The organism is Lysobacter sp. MMG2 (genome assembly GCF_016735495.2).
Lineage (GTDB): Bacteria > Pseudomonadota > Gammaproteobacteria > Xanthomonadales > Xanthomonadaceae > Lysobacter_J.
This window is the reverse complement of the sequence record NZ_JAERQY020000002.1, coordinates 664,331-680,642: the sequence shown is the minus strand read 5'-3', so window position 1 is coordinate 680,642 and position 16,312 is coordinate 664,331. Positions and strand designations below refer to the sequence as shown.

Annotated in this window: 13 protein-coding genes and 1 riboswitch; of the genes, 3 read left to right on the top strand and 10 right to left on the bottom strand. The window is 68.0% G+C overall.

Going from position 1 to position 16,312, the window contains the following annotated elements:
• Positions 1-15: 15 nt before the first annotated feature.
• Positions 16-92: riboswitch (S-adenosyl-L-homocysteine riboswitch) on the bottom strand.
• Positions 93-237: 145 nt separating this feature from the next.
• Positions 238-1,458 (bottom strand): methionine adenosyltransferase, encoded by a 1,221-nt coding sequence (gene metK / locus JI752_RS11100; protein ID WP_216963754.1) that lies wholly within the window; start codon positions 1,456-1,458, stop codon positions 238-240.
• Between the two features lie 277 nt (positions 1,459-1,735).
• Here metK and JI752_RS11095 point away from each other — a divergent pair, with 277 nt between their 5' ends.
• The 3 genes from JI752_RS11095 to JI752_RS11085 are packed head-to-tail and all read left to right on the top strand — an operon-like array spanning position 1,736 to position 5,423.
• Positions 1,736-3,487 (top strand): GNAT family N-acyltransferase, encoded by a 1,752-nt coding sequence (locus tag JI752_RS11095; protein WP_216963751.1) that lies wholly within the window; start codon positions 1,736-1,738, stop codon positions 3,485-3,487.
• Complete coding sequence (locus JI752_RS11090; protein ID WP_216963749.1) at positions 3,484-4,311, top strand: UDP-2,3-diacylglucosamine diphosphatase; 828 nt, start codon at positions 3,484-3,486, stop codon at positions 4,309-4,311. The genes JI752_RS11095 and JI752_RS11090 overlap by 4 nt, the downstream gene beginning before the upstream one ends.
• Before the next feature lie 47 nt (positions 4,312-4,358).
• Positions 4,359-5,423 carry a metal-dependent hydrolase gene (locus JI752_RS11085; protein WP_216963746.1) on the top strand — a complete coding sequence of 355 codons (1,065 nt, stop codon included), beginning with the start codon at positions 4,359-4,361 and terminating at the stop codon, positions 5,421-5,423.
• Between the two features lie 184 nt (positions 5,424-5,607).
• Here JI752_RS11085 and JI752_RS11080 read toward each other — a convergent pair whose 3' ends face one another.
• The 9 genes from JI752_RS11080 to JI752_RS11040 form a co-directional block, all read right to left on the bottom strand.
• Positions 5,608-5,928 carry a hypothetical protein gene (locus JI752_RS11080; RefSeq protein ID WP_216963742.1) on the bottom strand — a complete coding sequence of 107 codons (321 nt, stop codon included), beginning with the start codon at positions 5,926-5,928 and terminating at the stop codon, positions 5,608-5,610.
• 230 nt (positions 5,929-6,158) lie between these two features.
• A complete protein-coding gene (locus tag JI752_RS11075; RefSeq protein ID WP_216963739.1) occupies positions 6,159-6,995 on the bottom strand; it encodes a class I SAM-dependent methyltransferase in 837 nt (278 codons plus the stop codon).
• 211 nt (positions 6,996-7,206) lie between these two features.
• A complete protein-coding gene (dusB, locus tag JI752_RS11070) occupies positions 7,207-8,217 on the bottom strand; it encodes a tRNA dihydrouridine synthase DusB (RefSeq protein WP_216963735.1) in 1,011 nt (336 codons plus the stop codon).
• A 38-nt stretch (positions 8,218-8,255) separates the two neighbouring features.
• Complete coding sequence (locus tag JI752_RS11065; protein WP_216963731.1) at positions 8,256-9,344, bottom strand: PepSY-associated TM helix domain-containing protein; 1,089 nt, start codon at positions 9,342-9,344, stop codon at positions 8,256-8,258.
• A 9-nt stretch (positions 9,345-9,353) separates the two neighbouring features.
• Positions 9,354-11,537: a TonB-dependent receptor gene (locus tag JI752_RS11060; RefSeq protein WP_216963728.1), complete on the bottom strand. Its 2,184-nt coding sequence runs from the start codon at positions 11,535-11,537 to the stop codon at positions 9,354-9,356.
• Between the two features lie 118 nt (positions 11,538-11,655).
• Positions 11,656-12,663 (bottom strand): ribokinase, encoded by a 1,008-nt coding sequence (locus JI752_RS11055; protein ID WP_216963725.1) that lies wholly within the window; start codon positions 12,661-12,663, stop codon positions 11,656-11,658.
• A gap of 78 nt (positions 12,664-12,741) precedes the next feature.
• On the bottom strand, positions 12,742-14,040 hold the full coding sequence (locus JI752_RS11050) for a nucleoside transporter C-terminal domain-containing protein (protein WP_216963721.1): 1,299 nt from the start codon (positions 14,038-14,040) through the stop codon (positions 12,742-12,744).
• Between the two features lie 193 nt (positions 14,041-14,233).
• Entirely contained in the window at positions 14,234-15,304 is a 1,071-nt protein-coding gene (locus JI752_RS11045; RefSeq protein WP_216963718.1) for a GGDEF domain-containing protein, read from the bottom strand.
• A 143-nt stretch (positions 15,305-15,447) separates the two neighbouring features.
• Positions 15,448-16,026, bottom strand: a complete 579-nt coding sequence (locus tag JI752_RS11040; protein ID WP_254200552.1) for a TMEM165/GDT1 family protein — start codon at positions 16,024-16,026, stop codon at positions 15,448-15,450.
• Positions 16,027-16,312: the final 286 nt, after the last annotated feature.

Here is a 16,312-nt window from a genome sequence, read left to right as displayed (position 1 = left end):
GCCGTGTGCGGCTCGCCAAACCGGGCGCCGTTGTTCTGGAACTCCCGCCGAGCCTGATTCCGAATGCCGGACTTGCAGCGCCCCTCGGTGGGAGCCGGCATTCTAGCCGTTGGGGGCTGGTCGTGGATGAACTCGACCGGCCCCGACAGCCGTCCTGCCGGACAACGAAACGGGCCGACGAGCGGCCCGTTTCGTGTGGTGTCGCGACCCACGCTCGCGCGCGGCGCCGCGTACCGCTTACTTCAGCTTGGCGTCGGCGCGCAGGGCGTCGGCGCGGTCGGTCTTCTCCCACGAGAAGGCCGTGGCGGTCTGCTTCTTGCCGGCGCCGTCGACGTACGACACTTCCTTCGGCTTGCGGCCGAAGTGGCCGTAGGCGGCCGTGTCCTGGTACACCGGGTGGATCAGGTCGAGCATCTTCACGATGCCGTACGGACGCAGGTCGAAGTGCTTGCGGATCAGCTTCTCGATCTTCTCGTCGCTGATCTTGCCGGTGCCGAAGGTGGTGACCGAGATCGAGGTCGGCTCGGCCACGCCGATGGCGTAGGAGACCTGCACTTCGCAACGGTCGGCCAGGCCGGCGGCGACGATGTTCTTGGCGACGTAGCGCGCGGCGTAGGCGGCCGAGCGGTCGACCTTCGACGGATCCTTGCCCGAGAACGCACCACCGCCGTGGCGGGCCATGCCGCCGTAGCTGTCGACGATGATCTTGCGGCCGGTCAGGCCGCAGTCGCCCACCGGGCCGCCGATCACGAAGATGCCCGTCGGGTTGATGTGGATCTTGTTCTTCGGCAGCGACTCGAGCCACTTCTTCGGCAGCACGGGCTTGAGGACGTGCTCGTACACGCCTTCCACCAGGTCCTTCTGCTTGATGCCCGGGTCATGCTGCGTGGACAGCACGACGGCGTCGAGGCCCGCGACGTTGTGGTTGGCGTCGTAGCGCAGCGTGACCTGCGACTTCGCGTCCGGACGCAGCCACGGCAGCGGCGAGTTCTTCTTCTTGCGGATCTTGGCCTGCTGCTCGACCAGACGGTGCGAGTAGTAGATCGGGGCCGGCATGAATTCCGGCGCCTCGTTGCAGGCGTAGCCGAACATCAGGCCCTGGTCGCCCGCGCCCTGTTCTTCCGGCTTCTTGCGATCAACGCCGGCGGCGATGTCCGGCGACTGCTTGCCCAGCATGTTGATGATGGCGCAGGTGTGGCCGTCGAAGCCGACGTCGGAATTGTCGTAGCCGATCTCGTTGATCACGCGGCGCGCCAGCGACTCGATGTCGACCCACGCGGTCGTGGTGACCTCGCCGGCGACGATCGCCGCGCCGGTCTTCACCATCGTCTCGCAGGCGACGCGCGCGCGCTTGTCCTGCGCCAGGATGGCGTCGAGGACGGCGTCGGAAATCTGGTCCGCGATCTTGTCCGGATGGCCTTCGGAGACGGATTCAGAGGTGAACAGGTAGCTGGACATCGAGGTCAATATCCCTTGATTCGGATGAAAGGATGGCCGGGCATGATACAGGGTCGTGCCGGTCGGCGCATTGTGCGCCAAGGAGATGTTGCGAACAGGTTAAGCGGGACGCCCATTTCTGCGCTCCCGGCCGGCTCCGGAGGCTGACCCGTCGACGTGCGCACCGCGCCGGAACGGGGGGCTTGTCACCGTTCTGACCCGGAACCGCCATGCCGCTGTCGCCAGTCGCGCCCAACCTTCCCCGGCGAAAGCCCCGCCGGGGCGACCGCCGCGACGCATGCCACTCGAACGCCGCCTGCAAGAACGCTTTCCGCACTGGTTCCGGGGACGGCGTGCCAGCGTCGCGCGGCCGTTGCTGCGCACGATCGGCCGCTGGTCCCGTTTCGACCAGGTCGAGGACTTCCTGCACGCCAACGGGCACCTGCGCGAGTTCGCCTTCGTCGGCGCCGCGCTGGACCACCTGCAGGCGCGCTACACCTGTGAACCGGGCGAGCTCGAGCGCATCCCCGCCAAGGGGCGGCTGCTGATCGTCGCCAACCACCCCTCCGGCGCGCTCGATGCGCTGGCCCTGCTGGACGCAGTGGGGCGCGTGCGGCGCGACGTGCGCATCGTCGCCAACGATTTGCTGTCCGCGCTGGATCCTCTGTCCGGCCTGTTGCTGCCGGTGCGCATCCTCGGGGGGCGGCCCAGTGCGCAGAGCCTGGAGGCCATCGACGACGCCCTGCGTGCCGACCAGTGCGTGATCGTGTTTCCCGCCGGCGAAGTGGCGCGGCTCGGCCTGCGCGGCGTCACCGATGGCCGCTGGCGCCGTGGCTTCCTGCGCTTCGCCCGCGCCAGTGGTGCACCGGTGCTGCCGGTGCGCATCGAGGCGCGCAATTCGGCGCTGTTCTACGGTGCCTCGGCGCTGTTCAAGCCGGCCGGCACGGCGCTGCTGGCGAGGGAGATGTTCGCCCGCCGCGCGCACCGCATCGCACTGCGCATCGGTACGCCGCTGCAGTTGTCCCCCGTCGGCGATCCGCAGCGTTTGCTGCGCGATGTGCGCCGGGAGCTGTTCTCGCTCGGTCGTCGCCGGCCCGACGGGCACGCGACGAAGCGCGCCGACACGCCGCCTGCACCGTTGCTCGCGCCGCTGATCGAACCGCTCGATCCCGTGCGGGTGCGCGACGGCGTGGAGGCGATGACGCTGCTCGGCCGCACCTTCGACGGAAAGCAGATCCGCGTGGGTCGGCTCGCCGCCGGCTCGGCGCTGTTGCAGGAAATCGGCCGTCTGCGTGAGCTCACGTTCCGCGCCGTGGGCGAGGGCACCGGCCAGCGGCTGGACGTGGACGTCTACGACAGCGGTTACGAGCACATCGTGCTGTGGGATGCGGAGCCGATGAAGATCGCCGGCGCCTACCGCATCGCGCGCGGCGCCAGCGTGCTGGCCGAGCGTGGGCTGGCCGGGTTCTACACGGCCTCGCTGTTCCAGTACGCCGACGACGCAGTGCCGCGCATCGCGCAGGGCATGGAGCTGGGGCGAAGCTTCGTCGCGCCGGATTACTGGGGCAGCCGCAGCATCGATTACCTGTGGCAGGGCATCGGCGCCTATCTGGCGAAGCATCCGAACGTGCGTTACCTGTTCGGGCCGGTGTCGATCAGCGCGGCGCTGCCGGCCGCGGCACGCGAGCAGATCGTCGCGTACTACGCCCGCTATTACGGCAGCGAAGCCGGCAGCGCGGTGTCGCGCCAGCCATTCGTGTACCGGGCCGCGCCGCCGCAGTTCGGCGAGGTCGACGCCGCCACGGCGTTCCGCGTGCTCAAGGCCAACCTGGACGCACTCGGCGCCACGCTGCCGATGCTCTACAAGCAATACACCGATCTTTGCGAACCCGGCGGCGCGCGTTTCCTGGCCTTCGGCGTGGACCCCGCTTTCAGCGACGCCGTCGATGGCCTGATCGAAGTGGACCTGGATCGCCTGCGACCGAAGAAGCGCGAGCGCTACCTCGGCGTCGCGCCCGCAACCTCCACGTGCCCGGAGACCGCCGGATGACGTCGATGCCGACCGCGCTGCCGCCGCGCCGACGCGCGGTCTTCGTGTCCGACGTCCACCTGGGGTCCAAACATTGCCACGCGGCCGAGCTGGCGGATTTCCTTTCCGGGTTGCGCTGCGATCGCCTGTACCTGGTCGGCGACATCGTCGACCTGTGGTGGATGGCGCAGCGGCGCGCGCGCTGGGATGCCGCGCACAATCGCGTGGTGGAGGCCCTGCACGCGTTGCGTCGTGCCGGTACGGAGATCGTCTACGTGCCGGGCAACCACGACCGTCCGATCCGCCGCTTCTGCGGCCTTGCCTTGCCGCGCATGAGCGTGCGTCGTCGCGCGATCCACGTCACCGCTGACGGACGCCGCCTGCTCGTCACGCACGGCGACGATTACGACGGCATCACCCACTTCGGCGGATTGCAGGAGCAGTTCGGCGACTGGCTGTACTACCGCATCCTCACCGGCAACCAGTGGCTAAACCGGGTTCGTCGACTCGCGGGTCGTCGTTACTGGTCCTTGTCGGAATTCCTCAAGCGCCGCAGCGGCGCGGCCGAGCGCTACATCGAACGCTTCGTCACCGCCGGATTGGACGATGCGCGGCGGCGTGGGCTGGACGGCATCATCTGCGGCCACATCCATCGCGCATCACTGGTGCAACGCGACGGCCTGATCTACGCCAACGACGGCGACTGGGTCGAAAGCCTCAGCGCGCTGGTCGAAGAACCCGACGGCACGCTGCGGCTGCTGTCGCACGCCGGCGAAACCCTTGCATACGTCGAACCGCGCCGGCCCGAGCCGGTGCCGCGGACCGAACGGCCGCAGGCGGCCTGAGCGTCCGCCCGTCATCGCGCGCACGCGATGACGGTTAGCATTGGCGCATGGACTCCTTCACCCAGATCGTTCTCGGCGCGGCCGTCGCCGCCGCCATCGCGCCGCCGCAGCATCGCCGCGCCGCACTGCTCGCAGGCGCCGCACTCGGTACGCTGCCCGACCTCGACGTCCTGCCGATCAACCTGATCACCGACGATCCGGTCGCGCGCATGACCTGGCATCGCAGCTTCAGCCATTCGCTGATCGTGCTGGCGTTTGTGGCGTGGGCACTGTGGGCCTGGTTCCGTTCGCGAGGCGGGCGCGTCGCGCAGTCGCCGAGGCGCTGGTTCTGGGCGATGCAGGGCGCGTTGCTGACGCACCCGTTGCTGGACGCCTTCACCGTGTACGGCACGCAGTTGCTATGGCCGCTGCCGTTCCAGCCGGTGATGTGGTCGAGCGTGTTCATCATCGACCCGCTCTACACGGTGTGGTTGCTGGCGGGCTGCCTGATCGCGTGGTTCGCTCGCGAGAAGCGCATCGCCCAGCCTGCGCTGATCGTCGGACTGGCCTTGAGCTCGCTGTACCTGGGCGCATCGTTGTTGGCCAAGCAGCAAGTGGAGCGGGCCGCCGGAGAAGCCCTGGCCGCGCGCGGCCTGGAGCATGCGCCGCGTTTTTCCGTGCCAATGCCGTTCAACATACTGCTGTGGCGCGTGGTCGCGATGACACCGGAGGGATTCGTCGAAGGCGAGCGCTCCCTGGTGGCCGACCACGGGCCCATTCGCTTTCGCGATCACCCCTCGGACGTGGCCGCGCTGTCGCAGGTGCAGTCGTTTTCCGCCGTGCAGCGATTGCTGTGGTTCAACCGTGGCTTCATGAAGGCGCAGGCGCACGACGACCGGCTGGTGCTGTCGGACCTGCGGATGGGCGCGGAGCCCGATTACAGCTTCCGTTTCGCGGTGGCGAAGCGTGAAGGGGACAAGTGGCGCGAGATTGCGCCGCAGCAGCTGCAATGGCCGTGGGAGGCGGGGCGTCGCCTCGGCGCGATGTGGCAGCGCATCTGGCATGCCCCCGAGGACGCAACTACGGCAAACGCGCAGACGCCGCCACCGGGGACGGACGCGACGACGCATTGAGGGTGGGATCGGCAAGGCGAGCGTGAGAGTGGCAACGGCCGCTGGCAGGGCCGCGTGGCGTGCATCACGCGGCCCCTCAGACCGTGGTTGACCTGTTCACCCTGACACCTTGGCTGGTCGGAAGAGAGGAACGGTACGGGACGTTCCGCTCGCGTATCACGAGCCGGATGCGCCCCGGCCGGCGTTACAGCGCGTTGCGATTCGACAGCTGCTTGCGATCAAGCTGCACGATGTACTCGTTGCCCTGCGTATCACGCAGTGCCACGGCTTCACCTTCCATCAGACGCTGGTAGTTCTCCTTGCCGATCGCGGTGACGAACTTCTGCAGCGAGCGGTCGTACGTGTACGGATACTCGGCGAATGCGGTGCGGTTGCCGAGGATCATCTGCACCTTGCGTTCGGTCAGCCCGGTAACCTTCGACAGGTCGCCTACCGGATCTTCGGCGGCCCATGCCGGGGCCGATACCGCCATTGCCAACGCGATGAATGCAATCTTGGCTTTCATGAGTGGCCTCCTGGTCCGCCGGAGCGCTGCGGTGGAACCGCAGAGGGGACGCCCCGACGGTGTCAGCGTCCATCATGCGAAGGCGAATTACATCGGCCGAAGGGGAGTGTTACTTTCGGCCTGCACCGTTCGTCGTCAGCGCGATGCGTGCACATGAAGATGAAGGTTTCATGCGAAAGCGAACGTGTATTGCGCCTTCACCTTCCTCACGGGAATCGCGCACGCATGGCTCAATACACTACGGCGCGAGCCTGCACGAAGGCATAGAAGAACACCGCGTTCGGATCGTTCTGCACCTGATGCAGTTCGCGACGCATGCCCTCCACCACGTCCGGCGTGACCTTCCCGGCGGCGATCAGTTGCTCGGCCGCCGACAGCAGAAGTTCCTCCCAGAAAGCGATCATGGTCTTGCGGCGCGCAGGTTCGCGGTTGTCGAAGTAGAAGGTCTTCACCTGCGTGGTCACGTCACGGAAACCGCCGGCCAGCAGCAGGTTGCCCAGCTTGGCGCCAACGAACGGATCGCCGCCGCTGTCGTACTGGAAATCGTTGAAGGCCATCCAGTAGCGCCACACGTTGGGCGAGTACGGATCGAGCAGGAAGGAGGAGTTCATCACCTCGGTGATGTACACCGGCGATCCCGGCGCCAGTACGCGGCGCACCTCGTTGAGCACACGCGAGGGCGAAGGCACGTGTTCCAGCACCCAGCACAGGAACGCGCCGTCGAAACTGCGCGGCTCGAAGGGCAGGTTGGTGGCGTCGGCGCGGTGGAGCTCGTAGCGGCCCTCGATCCACGGCATCGCGCCGAGATTCGCGCGAGCGGCGGCGAGTTGCGCTTCGTTGAGGTCGACGCAGGTCACCTGCAGGTCCGGGAACCGGCGCAGCAGGATTTCCGTCTGCGCACCGACGCCGCTGCCGACCTCCAGCAGGCGTCGTGCGCCGCTGTAGTCGATGTCGTGGAAGATCGTCGATTCGGCGAGTCTGGCCTGCTTCACCAGGCGTGCCTGTTCGGTCGCCGAGAAGCCGTGCAGGTAGGGGAAGTCGGAGCAGGACGACGAATTGGAGGACATGGCGGCACCTGAACGGCATCGGATGCCGGAATGCTCGCATGGGGGAGGTTAAACGGGACGCAAAGTGCATGAACTTCGCCGCCGTGCCCGTCCGATGGCAGTCATTCGCTCGAAGGCGGGGATCCAAGTGTCCGAACCGATTCCGTCGTCCGCAAAAGTTCATACGCGGAAACATGGGCTCCCGTCTTCGCGGGAATGACGGCTTGAAACCTTACGCGGCGACGCCCAGCGGCTGCACACCCGCGATCAGCGCATCGAAGTAATCGCGGGTCAACTGCGACTGTGCTTCCGCCGTCTCCGCACGATTCACCACGGCGCGGAACGCGGCATTCTCCGGGCGGTCCTTGGCGTACCAGCCCAGGTGCTTGCGCGCGATGCGCAAGCCGGACACCTCGCCGTAGAACGCGTGCAGGTGCGCCAGGTGGCCGAGCAGCACGTCGCGCACTTCCGCAAGCGTGGGTTCGGCCAGTGTTTCACCGTGTTCGAGGTAGTGCGCGATCTCGCGGAAGATCCACGGCCGTCCCTGCGCCGCGCGTCCGATCAGCACCGCGTCGCAGCCGGTGTAGGCGAGCACTTGCGCGGCCTTGTGCGGGGAGTCGATGTCGCCGTTGGCGAAGACGGGAATCGTCAGCGCGGCCTTCACCTCGGCGATGGTGTCGTACTCGGCCATGCCGGTGTACTGCTGGTCGCGCGTGCGGCCATGCACGGCCAATGCGGCGATGCCGGCGTTCTGCGCGATGCGCGCGATCTGCAACGCGTTGCGCTGGTCGGCGGCCCAGCCGGTGCGGATCTTCAACGTCACCGGCACGTCCACGGCGTTCACGACGGCCTCGAGGATGCGCGCCACCAGCTCCGGTTCGCGCATCAGCGCCGAGCCCGCCCAGGCATTGCAGACCTTCTTCGCCGGGCAGCCCATGTTGATGTCGACGATCTGCGCGCCGTGATCGACGTTGTAGCGAGCGGCCTCGGCCATCACCTCCGGCACCGTGCCGGCGATCTGCACGCTGATCGGCGCCGGTTCGCCGTCGTGGTCCATGCGGTGGCGCGACTTGGCGGTCTTCCAGAAGCGCGGGTCGGACGTGGTCATCTCGGACACGCACAGCCCCGCGCCCATCTGCTTGCACAGGATGCGGAACGGTTTGTCGGTCACGCCCGCCATCGGCGCGAGCACGACGCGCGGGGCGACCTCGTGGGGACCGATGCGGAAGGAGAGGGCGGACATGCCGCCATTGTAGCGGCCGGCCGTGCGGGCCCGGCGGGTCAGCGTTTCCCGCGGCGGCGGCGCCAGAACAGGAAACCCGTGACCAGCAGGAACATCGGCAACAGGCCGATGAACGCGGTCGCCCACTTCATCGCCGACCCGCCGACGGCGCCGACGTGCAGCGGATAGAACGCCTGGCTCATGCGCATGCCGAGCTTGTGCGTGGTCGCATCGAAGGACTGTACGACGCGGCCGTCGCGCGACAGCGACACCGTGCTGCGCCCGACGGGATGCCACTCACCGTTCGCCTGTGCGCGGAACGAGACCACGCCTTCGTCGGGATCCGGCACCGAGACGCGCGCCAGTCGGGCATCGGGAAGCACGGCGCGTGCCTGTGCGATCGCCTTGGTCCAGTCGATCGGCGCGGTGTTCGCAGGCAGCTCGGGCTCCTTCACGTTCTTGCCGCCGAACGTGGCGGTGAGCGCTTTCTGGAACGCCTTCGAGTACACCATGCCCACGCCGGTCACCGTCGCCAGCAGGAGCAGTGGAAGCAGGATCACGCCGCTGCTGCGGTGCCACGTCAGCCAGCGTCGAACGGGCGGGCCGGCATGCATCTTCAACTGCGCCAGGTAGCGCCCGCCTTTCGGCCACCACAGGTAGAGGCCGATCAGGATCATCGCCAGCGAGATCACGCCGATGACACCCCACACTTCGCGACCGGTCTTGCCGCCCAGCAGATCGACGTGCCACTCGTGCAGCCACAGCAGCACGTCGTCGTGATGGCTGCGGTAGAGCAGCAGCGCGCCGTCTTCCGGCGCGAAGTACTGGCGGTGTCCGTCCTGGAAATACGCCTGCCAGACCGGCAACTCCTCGCGCGGAAGGTCGAGCGAGCGCATGCCTTCCGGCGCCCAGCGTTCGATGAGTTGCGCCAGCACGCGGCCGTCGGCGACGGGTGCGTGCTGGGCGAGCTGGGGATGTTGCAGCTTCAGCAGGTCGACATGGAACACCAGTACCGTGCCCGCAAGCGAGGCGAGCGCGAACACCAGGCCCGCGGTGAGCCCGGCCCACAGGTGCAGCCGCGACAGCACCGCACGCACGCGCCGCCTGGGCGGCGCGGACGTGGCGGGACGGGTCACGGCGGTGTCCATGGCGTCCGATTAGAACCGATGCGCCCAGCCCACCGTGAGCACGCGGCCGCGACCGGCGGTGTAGGTGTCCAGTCGCTGCGTGGCGAGGTTGCGCTGGTAGGTCGTCTGCGAGTTGTAGGTGATGTACTGCTCGCCGAACAGGTTCTCGATGCCGACGTTCAACGCGCCGACCGGCAACTGGAAGCGCGCCTGCAGATCGACCGTGGTGTAGCCCTCGAAGTCGTCCGGCAGCGTCTGGCCGCGAAGGTCGAAGTCGCGGTCGAACGCATGGCTGGCCTGAAGGCGGGTGGACATCGCCGGCGTCCAGGTCTGTTCCCAGAACATCGTCGTCCGGTCGGGGCTCACGTTGATGCCGGGCAGGTCGCTGTCGACGCGGTCGTCGCCGTTGCTGTCGTAGCGGCCGTCGGTCTGCGCGTAGGCCAGGCCCACGCGCGTGGCGTCGGTGAAGCGGTAGGCGACGCTGCCTTCGAAGCCTTCGATCTCCGTGCGCTCGCGCACGACGTTATAGGTCTGCGTGGCATTGTCGAACGCCAGGCGCGAACCCAGGTCGGAGTCCGACCGGTACACGGCCAGGTGCGCCAGCCAGCGACCGTCGTCGTAATCCAGGCCGATTTCCTGGTTGTCGGCGATGACCGGCTGCAGGTCGACCAAGTTGTCCACGCGCTGGTTCGGCTGTGTGATGGCACGCAGCACGCGGCCGATGTCGGCGACGGTGTAACCCTCCGAGTACGAGGCGTAAAGCTTCAGCGTATCGGTCGCTTCCCAGACGGCGCCCACGTTCGGCAGGGTCTCGCTGGTTTCCGGCGAGCCGCCGGTGACGAAATAGCGGCGGCCGTGGATGCCGGGCGTCAGGCGCTGGTCGGGAATGGTGTAGTAATCGTCCACTTCGAGCTTGCCGCGTTCGTGGCGCAGACCGCCGGCGAGCATCACCGAATCGGTGAGCCACCACTCCAGCTGCACGAACGGCGACCACGACTCGTACTTGGTTTCCGGAACCCAGTCGATGCCGGCGACGACCAGCTCCTGCGAGGTGGTGTCACGGCCCACGTCCAGGCCGACGGTGGCGCGCAGGCGCAACCCGAACAGGTCGCCGCGCGACCAGCTGAACTTGCCGCCGAGCTTCTCGGAGAGGTTCTGCGACTGATCGAACCAGTCCGGATCGCGGCCGTCACCCCAGAAGTCGCCCCAGTAACTCCCGCCGTACAGGGCTTCGAAATCCACCCAGTACAGCTGCGCCTGCAGGTAGCCGCCGGCGAGGGACTTGTCGGTGTAGTCCAGCGAGACGGACGTGGAACGGTTGCGCGGACCTTCGCCCTCGCTGCCGCCGCGCGCCGACGTCGAAGGCACGCACGGAACCCGCGGGCCGGTGGGGCAGATCACGGCGTTGACGGAGTGGTAGTTGTTGTCGCCCTGCAGGTCGTAGCGGTTGGCACTGAGCTGCAGGCGATGCTCGTCGTCGAAGTTCCATCCGGCCTTGGCGAAGAGGTTGTAGCTCTCCGAGTCCATCAGGTCGCCCTGCACGTCGTTCACGGCGATGGAGCGCCCGTCGCCGTCGTAGTACAGGCCTTCGCTGGCGTAGGACGCGCCACCGACGAAGTCGAACGCGCCGCGGCGCGTGCCCAGCAGGTACGAGGCGCGGTAGCCCGTGCTGTCGCTTTCGTGCGGCAGCGCGGTGCTGGCGGCGACGGAGACGTCCTGGAACGTCTCGCCGTCCTGGCGTGGCGCGCGCTTGGTGATGATGTTGATGATGCCGCCCGAAGCGCCCAGGCCCTGCAGCGCGTTGGCGCCGTGGATGACCTCGATGCGCTCGATCATCGACGGATCGATGGTGTGGCCATCGCGGCCGCCCTCGCGCAGCGGCGTGGATTGTGGCACGCCGTCGACCAGGTACAGCGGCTTGCGGCCGCGCAGCGTCTCGCCGCTGTTGGTCAGCTTCTGGCGCGACGGTGCGAACGACGGGATCAGGTTGGCCAGCACCTGCGAGATGTCCTGCGTCAGTGCGAGCTGTTGTTGCAGCTGCGCCTGGTCGATCACGGTGATCGTATTGGGCAGCGCGGCCTCGGAATCGGGGATTCGGCTGGTGCTGGCGGAGACGGTGACGCGATCGATGTCGGTGGCCTCATCGGCGGCGTGGGCAACGGGCGCGACAAGGGCAGCCAGCAGCGCGCTGGCGAGAAGGTGGCGACGGGGCATGGGGCGTGGGAGCGATGGATTCAGCGCCCCATGTTAATGCGAATCATTCGTGTTTGATAGCCTGCCCCTCCGGGGGCGGCTTTCCAGCCTTATTCCGACGCGGGCAATCGCGCGGAATTCAGCCGAAGCGCGCCCGCACGTCCGCATCGCGGGGCATGGATGCGGCGGCGCCTGCGCGTTCGGTCGAGAGCGCGGCGTAGCGGTTGGCGTAGTGCAGGTGGTCCGCGAATGCAGCGTCCGGATGGCGCGCCCACGATGCCGACAGGGCGCCGTTGAATGCGTCACCGGCGCCAGTGGTGTCGAGCGGTTGCACCTTGGCGGCGGCGACGCGGTAGTGCGATTGCGCATCGCGGTGCATTGCGGTGTCGGCGTGGGAAACGAAACAGCCTGCCGCGCCCAGCGTCACCACGACGGTGCCGTGCGGCAGCAGGCGGCGGCACCAGCCGTGCAGGGTTTCGTCGTCCTGCGAAGCAAGCGTGGTCGCATCCACGCGCTCGCCGGCATGGCGCAGCAACTGCGCGCAGAATTCGGTTTCGTTCGGCGTTACCACATCCGCCAGTGCGAGCAGCGACGCCGGGACATCCGCGTCGGCCGGCGCCGGATTGAGCACCGTGCGCGCGCCGGCCGCGCGCGCAGCGCGGAACGCGGCTTCGATCGCGTGCAGCGGGGACTCCAGCTGTGCCAGCAGGACCTGCGCGCCGGCGATTCGATTTCGTTGTTCTTCAACGAACGCCACCGAAAGCTCCGCGTTTGCGCCCGGGCCGATCACGATGGAGTTTCGCCCGGCGCCATCGACATAGATTCCGGCGGTGCCGGTGGGTGCCTCGCTGTTGTGCGCCCGCAGGTCCAGACCGTCGGCCTGTGCGAGCGCGCGGGCGAGCTGGCCGCCGAGGTCGTCGCCGAGCGCGCACACGAACGTCGTCGCCGCGCCCGCGCGCACCGCCGCGGTGGCCTGGTTGAAGCCCTTGCCGCCGGGGCCGGTGTGGTAGTGGCCGCTGAGCGTTTCGCCCGGCCGCGGCAGCGCCGCGACCGTCCACACGTGGTCGACGTTGAACGAACCTACGACGACGACTATGGCGCCGTGATTCGCGATTCGGGATTCGGGATTCGCAGGAGCAGGTGTCATCGCTTCATCTGTCGATAGTGGCGGCCGACCCGGATTTCGCTTTGCGAATCACGAATCCCTAATCCCGAATCCCGGCTTTCAGCTACCGAACCAGGTCAGCACGCCGGCGATCGTCGCGGTCATGAACGTCGCGATCGAACCGCCCAGCACTGCGCGCAAGCCGAAGCGCGCCAGGTCCTGGCGACGCTCCGGCGCGAGTCCGCCGATGCCGCCGATCTGGATCGCGATCGAGCTGAAGTTGGCGAAGCCGCACAGCGCGTAGGTGGCGATGAGTCGACCCTGGTCGGTCAGCGTGACGCCGGCGACCTTGCCGTTGACGATGTCGGCCAGTTGCAGGTACGCCACGAACTCATTGATGACGACCTTCTGGCCGATCAGGCTGCCCACGGTGGACGCGTCCTGCCACGGCGTGCCGATCACCCAGGCCAGCGGCGCGAGCACATAGCCGAAGATCGTCGCCAGGTCGAACGGCTTGCCGATCGCGGCGGAGATGCCGGTGACGTCGCCGATCCAGGTCAGCGGCCAGTTGACCAGCGCGATCAGCGCGATGAAGGCCAGCAGCATCGCACCGATGTTCAGCGCCAGGCGCAGGCCGTCGCCGGCACCGGCCGCGGCGGCGTCGATGATGTTGGCGGTGTTCTTCTCCACTTCCATCTTCACCGTGCCGCGCGTCAGCGGTTCGCCGGTTTCGGGCACGAGGATCTTGGCGATGACCAGCGTCGCGGGTGCGGCCATGATCGAGGCCGCCAGCAGGTGCTTGGCGTAGAACGCCTGCTGCTCCGGATCGCCACCGCCCAGCATGCCCACGTACGCGGCGAGCACGCCGCCGGCGATGTGCGCCATGCCGCCGATCATCATCGTGATCAGCTCCGACTCGGTCATCTTCGGGATGTACGGACGCACCGTCAGCGGCGCCTCGGTCTGGCCGATGAAGACGCTGGCGCAGACGCTGGTGGTTTCCGCACCGGACACGCGCATCACCTTGGTGATCACCCACGCCATGCCGCGCACGACCGCCTGCATCACGCCCAGGTGGTAGAGCACGCCCATCAGCGCGGCGAAGAAGATGATTGTCGGCAGCACCTGGAAGGCGAAGATGAAGCCGTAGGTGTTCACGTCCATCAGGCTGCCGAAGATGAACTTCGAGCCTTCGCCGACGAAGCTGAGCACCTTCACGAAGCCGTGGCCGATGGCGTCGAAGACATCCTTGCCGCCCGGCACCAGCAGCACGAGCGCCGCGAAGGCGACCTGCAGGCTCACGCCGGTGACGACGAGCTTCCAGTCCACGCGACGCTTGTTGTTCGAGAACAGCCACGCGATGCCGATGAGCACCGCAAGACCAAACAGGCCAAAGGCCACCCGGGTAATGGCTTCCACTCAGTTCTCCCCATGCAACCGGCGGCCGGCAGCGAGTCGTTGTCGTTCAGGAATGATGCGGCCCTGAGCCCTCGAGGGGGGCGGGTCATGGCTGCGGCGGCGCGTAGTTTACGACGCCGCCGGGACCGCGGGCGGTGGGCCGTGCCAGAGGGGCTCGCCCGCTTCGGGGGTACGAAAACAGCGCGATGCGCGGTCAGGTATCCCGCGCCACGACCCGGTTTCGGCCCTGCAGCTTGGCCTGCTGGAGGCGGCCGTCGGCCCGGCGCAACAGACGCGAGAGGTCCGAGCCCTCGTGCGGGAAGCCGGCCAGGCCGGCGCTGAAGCTCAGTGCCACATTGTCCGCTCCGCGCTCGGGCTCGAACGGCCGCTCGCCCAGGGCGCGGCGGATCGCGTCCACGCGCTCCCAGGCCGTCCCGATCGGCTTGCGCAGCAGCAGGACGAACTCCTCGCCGCCGATGCGCACCAGCCATTCGCCCGGCTCGGCCAGCTCGCGCAGCACGGCGACGACGTGGCGCAGGGCGCGGTCGCCGGCGTGGTGGCCGTGGGCGTCGTTGATACGCTTGAAATGGTCCAGGTCGATCAACGCCAGGGTCAGGCTGTCGCCGTCGTGGCGCACGCTGTCGAACAGGCGCGGCACGCGGTACATCAGCCACGTGCGGTTGGGCAGGCGGGTCAGACCGTCGGTGCCGGACATCTCCACCAGCCGCTGCATCCGGTAGACGACCATCGCCGTGATCAGGGTGAAGATCACCAGCAGCAGCATGCGCTGCAACTGGCTGGCCACGGTGATCGCGCCGTAGTCGCTGGAAATGAGCTGCTCCGGGGAACTGGCCGAAGCGAACACCCACAGCACCAGCAGGCTGTACTGGCCGATCGCCAGCGCGCCGGCGAACAGGGCGATGCGGCCGTCGCTGCGCGGCGCGGTCAGCACGATCGCCACCACGTAGCCGCACCAGGCGGTGAGGTTGTTCACGCCGGCGGGCAGGTGGTCGGAGGCGAGCAGAAGCAGCAGCACCGTCGTGGCGGTGACGTCGAACGCCGACGACGCGAACGGCAGCCAGCGGAACAACCGCCGCCGCCGCGCCAGCGCCAGCCACAGGTGGGCGAAGATGTTGATCACGATCGCGCCGCCCAGGCCGACCATGGTGTCCTTCACGCTGCCGCCGCCGAGCGCGTTTGCCACCGGCAGGACCAGCAGCATCGCGGCGATGACCACGCGCAGGCGCGCGACCATCAGCTCGCCGCCGGCGCCGATCTCGAGCATGATTTCGTCCGGCCTCGCCAATAGCGCGGCGATGACATCGCGGACCCTTCCGCCGGTTCCGAGCATCCACTCCCCCGATCGCGTGGCCCTAGCGGTGCCGCGCCGAGCATAGCGCGGCACCGTGGCGTGGCGCAGGCCGGATGTCAGGCGATGCCGCGGAATGCGGCCCACGCCGCCAGGGCGAGGAACACCACCGCCGCCGTGTAGCGCGCCGCCTTCAACGGCAGGCGGTCGGCCAGCTTGCTGCCCAGCAGCACCACCGGCACGTTAGCCAGCAGCATGCCGACCGTCGTGCCGACCACCACTTCCCACAGGGGCTGGTACTTCGCGGCCAGCAGAACGGTGGCGACCTGGGTCTTGTCGCCGATCTCAGCCAGGAAGAAGGCGAACGTCGTCGCCACGAATGCGCCGCGCGCGGGCAGCGATTCCTCGCCCTCGTCCAGCTTGTCCGGCTTGAGCGTCCACAGCGCCACGGCGAAGAAGCTGATGGCGACCACCCAGCGCAGCACCTCCGGCGTCAGCCATTGCGCCACCAGCGTGCCAAACCAGCCGGCCAGCGCGTGATTGAGCAGGGTCGCCACGAGAATCCCCGCGATGATCGGCAGCGGCTTGCGGAAGCGAGCGGCAAGCAGCAAGGCGAGGAGCTGGGTTTTGTCGCCGATTTCGGCGAGCGCGACGGTGCCCGCCGAAATGGCGGCCGACATGAGCGGAAAGTGATCCATGGGGACTCCGAGGTCGGGCTTTCGCGTGGACGCGAAAGGCAGCCGTCACGCGGCCCGACCCGGCTTTCGCCAGTTGCTCGCATGACGCCTGCCTTCGGTCTTGCCCGTGGTCGCTCGCCGCGCGTCGGAACGCCGGCTGGCTGCCGCTCCTGCGCCATGGCCGGTGGGCCAAGTGTGTTGACGCAGATCCCCGCGAGGCCGGCGGGCCGGATCGCGGATGGGCTACTCCCCGGAGGAGGAAGTGCGCGCATTGTACCGACCGGAAGGCCACGGGGGCAGGGCTAAA

What these genes read in the sequence shown, in the direction of transcription:
- dusB (WP_216963735.1), bottom strand. Translation starts at nt 8,217, where the DNA reads ATGTCCGCCCTCTCCTTCCGCATCGGTCCCCACGAGGTCGCCCCGCGC.
- JI752_RS11045 (WP_216963718.1), bottom strand. Translation starts at nt 15,304, where the DNA reads ATGCTCGAGATCGGCGCCGGCGGCGAGCTGATGGTCGCGCGCCTGCGC.
- JI752_RS11095 (WP_216963751.1), top strand. Translation starts at nt 1,736, where the DNA reads ATGCCACTCGAACGCCGCCTGCAAGAACGCTTTCCGCACTGGTTCCGG.
- JI752_RS11075 (WP_216963739.1), bottom strand. Translation starts at nt 6,995, where the DNA reads ATGTCCTCCAATTCGTCGTCCTGCTCCGACTTCCCCTACCTGCACGGC.
- JI752_RS11060 (WP_216963728.1), bottom strand. Translation starts at nt 11,537, where the DNA reads ATGCCCCGTCGCCACCTTCTCGCCAGCGCGCTGCTGGCTGCCCTTGTC.
- JI752_RS11055 (WP_216963725.1), bottom strand. Translation starts at nt 12,663, where the DNA reads ATGACACCTGCTCCTGCGAATCCCGAATCCCGAATCGCGAATCACGGC.
- JI752_RS11040 (WP_254200552.1), bottom strand. Translation starts at nt 16,026, where the DNA reads ATGGATCACTTTCCGCTCATGTCGGCCGCCATTTCGGCGGGCACCGTC.
- JI752_RS11080 (WP_216963742.1), bottom strand. Translation starts at nt 5,928, where the DNA reads ATGAAAGCCAAGATTGCATTCATCGCGTTGGCAATGGCGGTATCGGCC.
- JI752_RS11090 (WP_216963749.1), top strand. Translation starts at nt 3,484, where the DNA reads ATGACGTCGATGCCGACCGCGCTGCCGCCGCGCCGACGCGCGGTCTTC.
- metK (WP_216963754.1), bottom strand. Translation starts at nt 1,458, where the DNA reads ATGTCCAGCTACCTGTTCACCTCTGAATCCGTCTCCGAAGGCCATCCG.
- JI752_RS11065 (WP_216963731.1), bottom strand. Translation starts at nt 9,344, where the DNA reads ATGGACACCGCCGTGACCCGTCCCGCCACGTCCGCGCCGCCCAGGCGG.
- JI752_RS11085 (WP_216963746.1), top strand. Translation starts at nt 4,359, where the DNA reads ATGGACTCCTTCACCCAGATCGTTCTCGGCGCGGCCGTCGCCGCCGCC.